This is a genomic window from Lentzea aerocolonigenes (assembly GCF_000974445.1).
GTDB lineage: Bacteria > Actinomycetota > Actinomycetes > Mycobacteriales > Pseudonocardiaceae > Lentzea > Lentzea aerocolonigenes.
Window position 1 is genome coordinate 290481 of record NZ_BBOJ01000021.1, and the last position, 8127, is coordinate 298607.

At 70.0% G+C, this 8127-nt stretch carries 8 protein-coding genes and 1 pseudogene; 4 read left to right on the plus strand and 5 right to left on the minus strand.

Going from position 1 to position 8127, the window contains the following annotated elements; translation table 11 throughout:
• Nucleotides 1–8: 8 nt before the first annotated feature.
• The 4 genes and pseudogenes from AOM45_RS36210 to AOM45_RS53160 all read right to left on the minus strand — a co-directional run.
• Nucleotides 9–1874, minus strand: coding sequence for an acyl-CoA synthetase (locus tag AOM45_RS36210; protein ID WP_030471067.1), 1866 nt, complete (start codon nt 1872–1874; stop codon nt 9–11).
• The gene (locus AOM45_RS36215) at nt 1871–2812 is read right to left on the minus strand and encodes a fumarylacetoacetate hydrolase family protein (protein WP_030471066.1); all 942 of its coding nucleotides are present in this window, start codon (nt 2810–2812) and stop codon (nt 1871–1873) included. The genes AOM45_RS36210 and AOM45_RS36215 overlap by 4 nt, the downstream gene beginning before the upstream one ends.
• A 34-nt stretch (nt 2813–2846) precedes the next feature.
• Complete coding sequence (locus AOM45_RS36220; protein ID WP_030471065.1) at nt 2847–3980, minus strand: VOC family protein; 1134 nt, start codon at nt 3978–3980, stop codon at nt 2847–2849.
• Nucleotides 3981–4107: 127 nt separating this feature from the next.
• A pseudogene (locus AOM45_RS53160) lies at nt 4108–4355 on the minus strand (TetR family transcriptional regulator); the annotation flags it as partial.
• 248 nt (nt 4356–4603) lie between these two features.
• Here AOM45_RS53160 and AOM45_RS36225 point away from each other — a divergent pair.
• The 3 genes from AOM45_RS36225 (at nt 4604) to AOM45_RS36235 (ending at nt 6868) form a co-directional block, all read left to right on the plus strand.
• A complete protein-coding gene (locus AOM45_RS36225) occupies nt 4604–4969 on the plus strand; it encodes a hypothetical protein (RefSeq protein WP_201780130.1) in 366 nt (121 codons plus the stop codon).
• Nucleotides 4970–5228: 259 nt separating this feature from the next.
• The gene (locus AOM45_RS36230) at nt 5229–6107 is read left to right on the plus strand and encodes an ATP-binding cassette domain-containing protein (RefSeq protein ID WP_030471063.1); all 879 of its coding nucleotides are present in this window, start codon (nt 5229–5231) and stop codon (nt 6105–6107) included.
• Nucleotides 6104–6868 (plus strand): ABC transporter permease, encoded by a 765-nt coding sequence (locus AOM45_RS36235; RefSeq protein WP_030471062.1) that lies wholly within the window; start codon nt 6104–6106, stop codon nt 6866–6868. The genes AOM45_RS36230 and AOM45_RS36235 overlap by 4 nt, the downstream gene beginning before the upstream one ends.
• Before the next feature lie 6 nt (nt 6869–6874).
• On the opposite strand, the gene AOM45_RS36240 is transcribed toward AOM45_RS36235, so the two are convergent.
• Nucleotides 6875–7258 carry a thioredoxin domain-containing protein gene (locus AOM45_RS36240; protein ID WP_156094181.1) on the minus strand — a complete coding sequence of 128 codons (384 nt, stop codon included), beginning with the start codon at nt 7256–7258 and terminating at the stop codon, nt 6875–6877.
• 277 nt (nt 7259–7535) lie between these two features.
• Here AOM45_RS36240 and AOM45_RS36245 point away from each other — a divergent pair.
• A partial coding sequence (locus tag AOM45_RS36245; protein ID WP_201780131.1) for an IS110 family transposase occupies nt 7536–8127 on the plus strand: 592 nt, incomplete at its 3' end.

Sequence of the window (8127 nt, forward strand, 5' to 3'; positions counted from 1 at the left end):
CTTGGAGATCAGCTTCGGAAACGGCAGGAGATGGCGTAGCGGCCGAGCAGTTCCTTCACCGCGGATTCGTCCACTTCGGACGGCACGGTGATCGTCAGGACGACGGCGCCGTCCTCGACGACCGCGTCGACGTCCACCGCTGCGAACCCGGCGAGCGCCTCGGAGATCACGCGACGGGTGGCGTCGGCGCGCAGCGGGAGCTTGTAGGGCTTGCCGATGTCGGTCACCGGCAACGCGTCGAGCACGGTGACGGCCTTCGGCGCGGCGGCGCGCTCGGGCACGCGGCCGGCAGCCCACGCCAGCAACTCCTCCTCGGCCGCGGTCACTCCGGGGGCGAGGGTGACGTACGCGACCGGGACCTCGCCGGCGTGTGCGTCGGGGCTGCCGACCGCGCAGGCGGCCGTCACCGCGGGGTGCGCCAGCAGGGCGTCCTCGATGACGGCGGGGTCGATGTTGTGGCCGCCGCGGATGATGAGGTCCTTGGCGCGGCCCGCCAGGCTGACGAACCCGTCGGCGTCCAGGCGGGCGAGGTCGCCGGTGTTCAGCCAGCCGCCGGCGAGCTTGCCGCGACCGTCGAGGACGTGACCGCTGTCGTCGCGTGCGACGACGTAGCCGGGGAACACCGTCGGGCCGCTGATCGCCAGCACGCCGGTCCGGCCGGGCGGCAGGTCCTCCCCGGTGTCCGGGTCGACCACCTTCATGCGCTGGTACGGCATGCGCTGGCCGACCGCGTCCGGCCGTGGTGCGTCGGGGAAACTGCGTGCACTGGCGCAGGTGGCTTCGGTGAGCCCGTAGCCCTCGACGAGCGGGACTCCGGTGTGGGACTGGAAGTTCTCCCGCACCGCGGCGGGCAGCGGCGAGGCACCGACCATCGCGAAGCGCAGACAGGTGATGTCGGCGTCGACCGGGCACTGCGCGAGAACCGCGTACACGGTGGGCACCGCGCTCATCGCGGCGATCCGGTAGTGCTCGACGATCTTCCAGAACTGCCCGTACAGGGCGAGGTCGCGGTAGCCCAGCGGACCCGCCCACACCGTCGGCTGCCCCTTGAACAGCGGCGCGAGCAGCGTGACGACCAACGCGTTGACGTGGAACAACGGCAGGGCAGCGAAAACGACCGAATCGTCGTCCAGCAACGAGTTGAGGGCGATCATCCACGCGTCGGCGACCTCGTTGGCGTGCGTGTGCGCGGCCAGCTTCGGCGCACCGGTGGTGCCGCCGGTGTGGTACAGCGCTGCCAGATCAGAGGACGACGGTGGCTCACCGGCGAAGGCGTCCGGATCAGACTCGGCGGCGAGGTCGTCGAGGTAGCCCACGTGCACGCCTTCGATGGCCGGCAACGGATCCGGGACACCTGCCGCACCGGTCGGCCGCAGCACGAGAACCGCGTCGAGCTCGCCCGCCAGTGCTCGCGCCCTGTCCCACACGTCCGGCGCCAGTTCCGGTCCCGCGGTGATCAGCACGCGCGCACCGGACAGGCGCAGCAGCTCGGTGAGGTGGCCGCGGGACAGGGAGCCGTTGAGCGGCGCCGCGATCCCGGCCAGCTGCGCGGCCAGAGTCGCGGGCACGAGACCGGCGCAGTTGGGCGACATCAGCGCCACCGCGTCACCGCGCCGAACACCCAGCTGCCGCAACAGGTTCGCGTAGCGGTGGACGTCCGCCAGCAGTCCGGAGAAGGTGCGGTCGACGGGTTCGCGCCAGCGGGTGGCATCGGGCAGCACGCTGATCGCCGTGCGCTGCGGCCACAGCCGGGCGGCGCGCGCCAGCAACGCGTAGGTCGACTCGGGCAGTCCCCTGCCGGCGAGCGGCACGGCCTCGACCGCGGGCAGGTCGCCGGGTTCGGCGTAGCGCGGCCACAGCAGGTCGTCGGTCATCGCGCGTACCGCACCTTCGTTCGCTGGGTGCCGAGGTCGATCGCGCCGTCGCGAGTGGCGACGCGGGCTTCGACGACGTCGCCGTCGGCGAGGTACTTGGGATTTTTGGCCTGTCCGTTGAAGAACAGCTTCCACTTCACCGCGGCGGGCAGCAGAGCGGCGATCTTCTCCACGACCTTGGGCGGCGCGGACAGCGCGGTGCCGACCGGGGTCCCGGTCAGGACGAGATCACCGGCGTCCAGCCGCTGGAACCTGGTCAACGCGCGCAACGCCTCCACCGGCCGGTAGATCATGTCGCTGCCGACGACCGAGTCCTGCCGGGACTCACCGTTCACCGACAGCGTCAGCCGCAGGTCGGTGAACCGCCTGAGCTCACCGGCGTCGAGCAGCACCAGCCTGGGACCGACCGGGGTGAAGGTCGGATACGACTTGGCCTCGTAGAACTGTGTCTGGGGCAGCTGGACGTCGCGAGCGGACACGTCGTTGGTCACGACCAGACCCGCCACGAACTCGTGCAGGTTCGCCTCGGTGACCTCGGTGCCCACCGGCAGCGCGCGGCCGATCACCAGCCCGATCTCGACCTCGTAGTCGAGCAGCCGCACGTGCGCCGGTTTCACCACGTCGTCGACCGGACCGCTGATCGACCCGGACGTCTTGCGGAAGAACGTCAGCGGCACGGTCTCCGGGTCCATCCCGGCATCCGTGACGTGCGAGGCGAAGTTGGTCATCTGGGCGACGACCCGGCAGGGCGCGGTGACCGGCGAGACCAGCGCGAGGTCCTCGACGCGGTCAGTGGCCGCGCCCGCGGCGGCGGACGCGACGGCCTCACGGTCGGCCAGCAGCTCACCGGTGGTCGTGGCCGCGGTGCTGATCTTCACGGCGCCGCCGGCCGTGGTGACGTACCAGGCGTCGGCGGTGCGCAGAATCGACGTGCTCAAAGGATCTCCTGGAAACGGGCGGGCTTGGCCGCGGTCACGTGCGGGCGGCCTTCATCAGGCCCAGCAGGCGGCGGAGGTCGAACTCGTTGTCGTCGCGCAGTGCGGAGAACACCGTGCGCAGCTCGCGCAGCGACTCCTTGCCCGGCTTGACGCCGAGGAAGTCGGCGGTGGCGGGCGGCCCCCACTGCGCGAGACCGGAGGCGGTCATCGGGGCCCAGCCCGGCTCGAGGGTGCAGTCGAACAGGTCGCCGTCGCTGAAGTGCTCGACCAGGAACCCGTCCGGGTCGCGCCAGTAGTCGAAGATCTGACTGCCCTGGATGTGCCGGCCGATGCCCCACGAGCGCTGGTAGCCGTGATCGTGCAGATACTCCCCGCCCGCGGCCAGCGCGTCGAGGTCGGCGACCTGGTAGGCCGAGTGCACGTACCGGTTCGCCGGCCCGAGCGCCAGCGCCAGCGTGTGGTGGTCGGCGGGGGTGGCGCCGCGGTCGCAGCGGATGAAGCTCATCACCGGGCCGCGCTCGCGCTGTCCCGGGTAGTACAGGAAGTCGCTGACGATCAGCCCGAGGTGCTTCAGGTACCAGTCCAGCGTCTGCCGGTACGTCGTCGTCTGCAGCACGACGTGCCCCAGCCGCTGCACCCGCGCGGGCTCCCGCAGCGGACGTTGCGTGGCGTTGGTGCGCCGAGCCTCGTGGCCGAAGTTGAACGTGTGCGGAGCCTGAGCCGGTAACGCGGGCAGGTCGTCGGCGCCGGAGACGACCCGCACTCGCAGGCCGCTCGGGTCGAGGAGGTCGACAGTGAGCCCACCCAGGGTCTCCGGCAGCTCGGTGACCCGGTGCCCGGTGGCCTCGGCCAGTCGCAGCACGTCGCTCGACTCGGCCGCCCGGAACGCCGGACCGAGAAACGCCGACCGCGGCCCCTTGCGGATGATCACGCACGGCGCTCCCTCGTCGGTGCCGCGCAGGTGCAGCTCGTGCTCGGTGCGCAACGACGTGGCGAACCCGAACGCGCCCGCGAAGACCTCCGCGCGCTTCAGGTCGGGCTTCACGAACTCCAGCCAGGCCAGGTCCTGCACTTTGACGACCGGGTTCGCGGCGCGCCCCCGGTGTTCCCCGGAGAGCGCGCCGCGCTCGCTGTGCAAGCCGGTGTGCGGATCGCGGTGGTCGATCACGGGCGGCTCCTTCCAGTAACTGATGACATCATCAGTTGCGTTGACGTCATCAGTCAAGCAGTTTCTGATGACGCCATCAGAAACGAGGAAGGCGTCACACAGCGTCAACGGCATCGCGGTGAGCAGGGCCGTCCCGCCTCGACCCCAGCGGGATGGCGGCCGCGAGGATCTCGGCGCGATGAGTGCGGGGCACGGGCCGCGCGGGGAGTTCGACGCGGTGCGCGCTTCGGCAGCGGCTGCCAGGTCGGTCGCCGCCACTCGCAGGTCGGACGCCGGCAGCAGTTCTTCCACCCTGCGCGGCGAGATCGACGTGCGGTGCATCGTGATGGACCCGATCACACCGAGGGCCGCCGCGGCTCGCCGGTGCGCGCCGGGTCGCGACCGTCCACTTGGGCCGATGCACGCCTTCGCGTCACGCAACTTGACGAAACACCCGCAGCAGACAGTGCCACCGGTTGGCCGAAATTCCCTTGTCTCGCAAGCGTTCCTGTTTGTCCACGCGGGGCAGCGGAAACCCGGCCCTCGCAGCGGATCATCTTCCGCCGAAATCCCAGGAGCGAGCAGAGAGGTACGTTCTGTTGCCAGTCAACAAGTCCTTCAGGAGTCTTGCCCTCGCAGGCGCCGTGGCCGCACTGACCGGAGCACTGGTCGCACCCCCATCGGCATCGGCAGCCGAGACCGCTGCCGCACCCTGCGTGCAGAAGGTGGCCGTGGTGAACAACGCGGGCTTCGTCCTGTCGTTCCGCGTCACGACCCGCACCGGAGGACTCTCCCCCGAGACCGACAACTACCCGATCAACCAGTGGCGGGTGGTCGACCTCACCGCGACCGACCTGCCGGAAGGCTCGGACGTGCGCCCCGTGGTGCAGGCCGTCGGCGGAACCAGCCGAACCGGCAACACGTTCGTCTCGTACTGCCGCAACGGCCAGACGGCGACCTACACCGCGAGCGGCGTCACCCTGGACTACACCGTCGTTCTCATCGACTGACCACTGCCGCACCACGCACCTGACACGCCGGGACTCCATTCTGGACGGTGTTGACCGCCAGACACACACGGCGGCCCGGCACGAGCGACTCGCCCGCGCCGGGCCGCCGCCGTCGTCCACCGCCGCGTCGACGGCAGCGCACCGCCCCTGTGGAAGGGCTCACAGGTCAGCACCACGCGCACCCCGTGTGGCAACACCATTGCGGGAATTCCTGACGATTCGGCCCGCGACGGACAGTCACGGCCGCTACCGTGTGTGCGTGCTGACAGCGTGGGGGCTGACGAAGGCGTACGAGGGACGCCGGGTCGTCGACCAGGTGGGTTTCGAGCTGCAACCCGGCACCGTGACGGCCTTCCTCGGGCCCAACGGCGCGGGCAAGTCGACGACCCTGAGGATGATCACCGGGCTGACCAGGCCCGACCACGGCCAGGCAATGGTGGCGGGCCGCCCGTTCACCGCGTGGCCCAACCCGTCCCACGTGGCCGGGGTGCTCCTCGACGCGGCGGCCGTCCATCCTGGCCGGAGCGGCCGCGGCCACCTGCGCATGGCCGCCACGCTGGCCGGCGTGCCGGGCCGTCGAGCGGACGAGGTGCTGGAGATGCTGGGCCTGGCCGACGCCGGCTCGCGCAAGATCGGCAAGTACAGCCTCGGCATGCGGCAGCGCCTCGGCATCGCACACGCCCTGCTCACGAATCCACCGCTGCTCGTGCTCGACGAGCCCATCAACGGCCTCGACCCGGAAGGCATCCGCGCGGTGCGGACCCTGTTGCGCGGGCACGCTTCCCGCGGTGGCACGGTGCTGCTATCGAGCCACGTCCTGTCCGAAGTGGACCAGACGGCCGACCGGGTGCTCGTGATCGGCAACGGACGCATCGTGGCGGACGGTCCACTTGCGACTCTGACGACGTCTTCCCGCTCGCTCGTGCGTGCTCGCGACACGAACAAGCTCGCCGAGGTGTTGCAACGGGGCGGCGTCGCCATCCAGCCCGCACCGGACGGCTTCATCGCCGCGCACGCACCCGTCGAGCGCGTCTCGGACGTCACCTTCGCCGCGGGCCTTCCGCTGCTCGGGCTGCGCGAGGAGCAGATGAGCCTGGAAGACCTGTTCTTCCGCCTGACTTCGGGGAGCAGGGCATGACCCAGGTGTACACGCCGCCGGTCCAGCGAGCGGCCGGGCGATCACCGTTCTGGCGGCTTGTGGCCGTCGAGCTGCGCAAGCTCGTCGGCACGCGTTCGGACAAGCTCGTGCTCGCCTTCGCCCCGGTCTTCCTGGTCGGCCTGATGCTGCTGTTCACGCTGACCCAGACCAACCTGGCCAGCGCGGGCAAGCAGATCGGCCCGCTGCTCATCGTCGTCCGACTCGGCCTGCTGCTGGTGTTCGCGACGGTGATCAAGCTCGTCGCCGGCGAGTGGCAGTACAAGAGCGTGCAGCCGACGTTGCTGGTGCAGCCCTCCCGCATGCGCTACTTCCTGGCGCAGGGCACGGTTCTCGCCGCGGTGTGGCTGGTGTGCACGCTCGTCACGTTCATCATGTTCCCGCTCCTGATCAAGTCCACCGCCGACGGCCTCCACCACAACTACCTGCTGGGCATGCGCCTCGGCTGGGTGCTCGGCGTGACCATGCTGGGGACCGCGCTGGTGCTGCTCACCGCGCTGATCATCTCCCTGCTGGTGCCGAACACGGGCGGGTCGCTGACCGTGTTCTTCATCGTGGTGCCGATCCTGATGGTGGCGCGGATGGCCGTGCCGGAGGTGTTCGGCCTGATCTACCCGCTCGAGGCCGCCTGGCACCTGGCCGGGCTCGGCACGGGGTGGGCGCAGACCATCAGCTCGCTGGTGCTGTGGCTGTCGCTGCTGGGTTTCGCGCTGTTCCGCCTGCAGCGCCGCGACGCCGGCTAGCTTGAGCTAGTTCGCCCGGCTGCCGCCGTTCTCGTCGATCAGCGGCAGCAGCTTCTCCGCGATCTCCTTGGCCGCGGGGCAGTACTCCCGCAGGGCCCGGTCGATCGGCTGGTCCACGTCCTGCTTCGCCAACGCCATGCTCTCGTCGAAGTCCATCCTGGCCCGCACCTCGAAGGGCAGTTCGGACCCGGTGTCCACGGTGACCGCGCAGGACTCGTTGACCTCACCGCTGATCACCGTGGTGGCGTAGTAGCGGTCCAGCAGGATCGACCGCTGGAAGTAGCCGGCGGAACCGCGATCGCCGTTCCACACGTCCACGAAGTGCCGCGCATTCGACTTCCGCCCGGATCCCGGCCCGAGCAGCGCAATCGACAGCTCCCCCCACTGCATGTCGGCGTTGCAGCTCCCGCCCATACCCGTGCTCGGCTAATGAGTGCTGAGTCGGCCGTCTGGCAGGCTCGGCCTGTGGCCGCTGGTGGGTGAGCACTCTGTCTCGGATGGAGTTGTTGAGTTCTTGGCGAAGACCGTGCCCTCACCAGTTGCCGGGAGAACGTGATCGCTGCTGGGATGTCGTGCCTGCCGATGGTGGCGTGAGCACTGTTCATTAGCTTGCCGACAAGTTCTCCCTGGGCCGCTGGCGTCGAGTGGGCGAGTGGGAGTGCGGATGTTGTTGCTGGTCGGTGATGACTGGGCCGAGGATCACCACGATGTCGAGTTGATGGACGCCGACGGGCGCAGGCTGGTCAAGGCCCGGTTGCCCGAGGGTGTGGCCGGGATGGCGCGGCTGCACGCGTTGATCGCCGAGCACACCGGTCAGGCCGATCCTGAGGATGTCGAGGTCCGGGTCGGGATCGAGACCGATCGTGGTCCGTGGGTGCGGGCGCTGGTCGCGGCCGGATACACGGTGTTCGCGATCAATCCGATGTCGGTGGCCCGGTTCCGGGACCGGCACCGGGTCTCGGGCGCGAAGAGCGATCCGGCCGACGCGCACGTGCTGGCCGATGTGGTGCGCACCGAGGCGCATCAGCTGCGCACTGTTGCCGGTGACAGTGCGCAGGTCGAGGCGATCAAGATGCTCGCGCGGACCCACAAGACCCTGATCTGGGAGAACACCCGGCACACCCAGCGGTTGCGGCACGCGTTGCGTGACTATTTCCCGGCCGCGCTGGTGGCTTTCACGGATCTGGACGCGCCGGACACGCTGGAGCTGCTGGCCCGCGCCCCTGACCCGGATGCCGCGAAGAGGTTGTCGTTCAAAC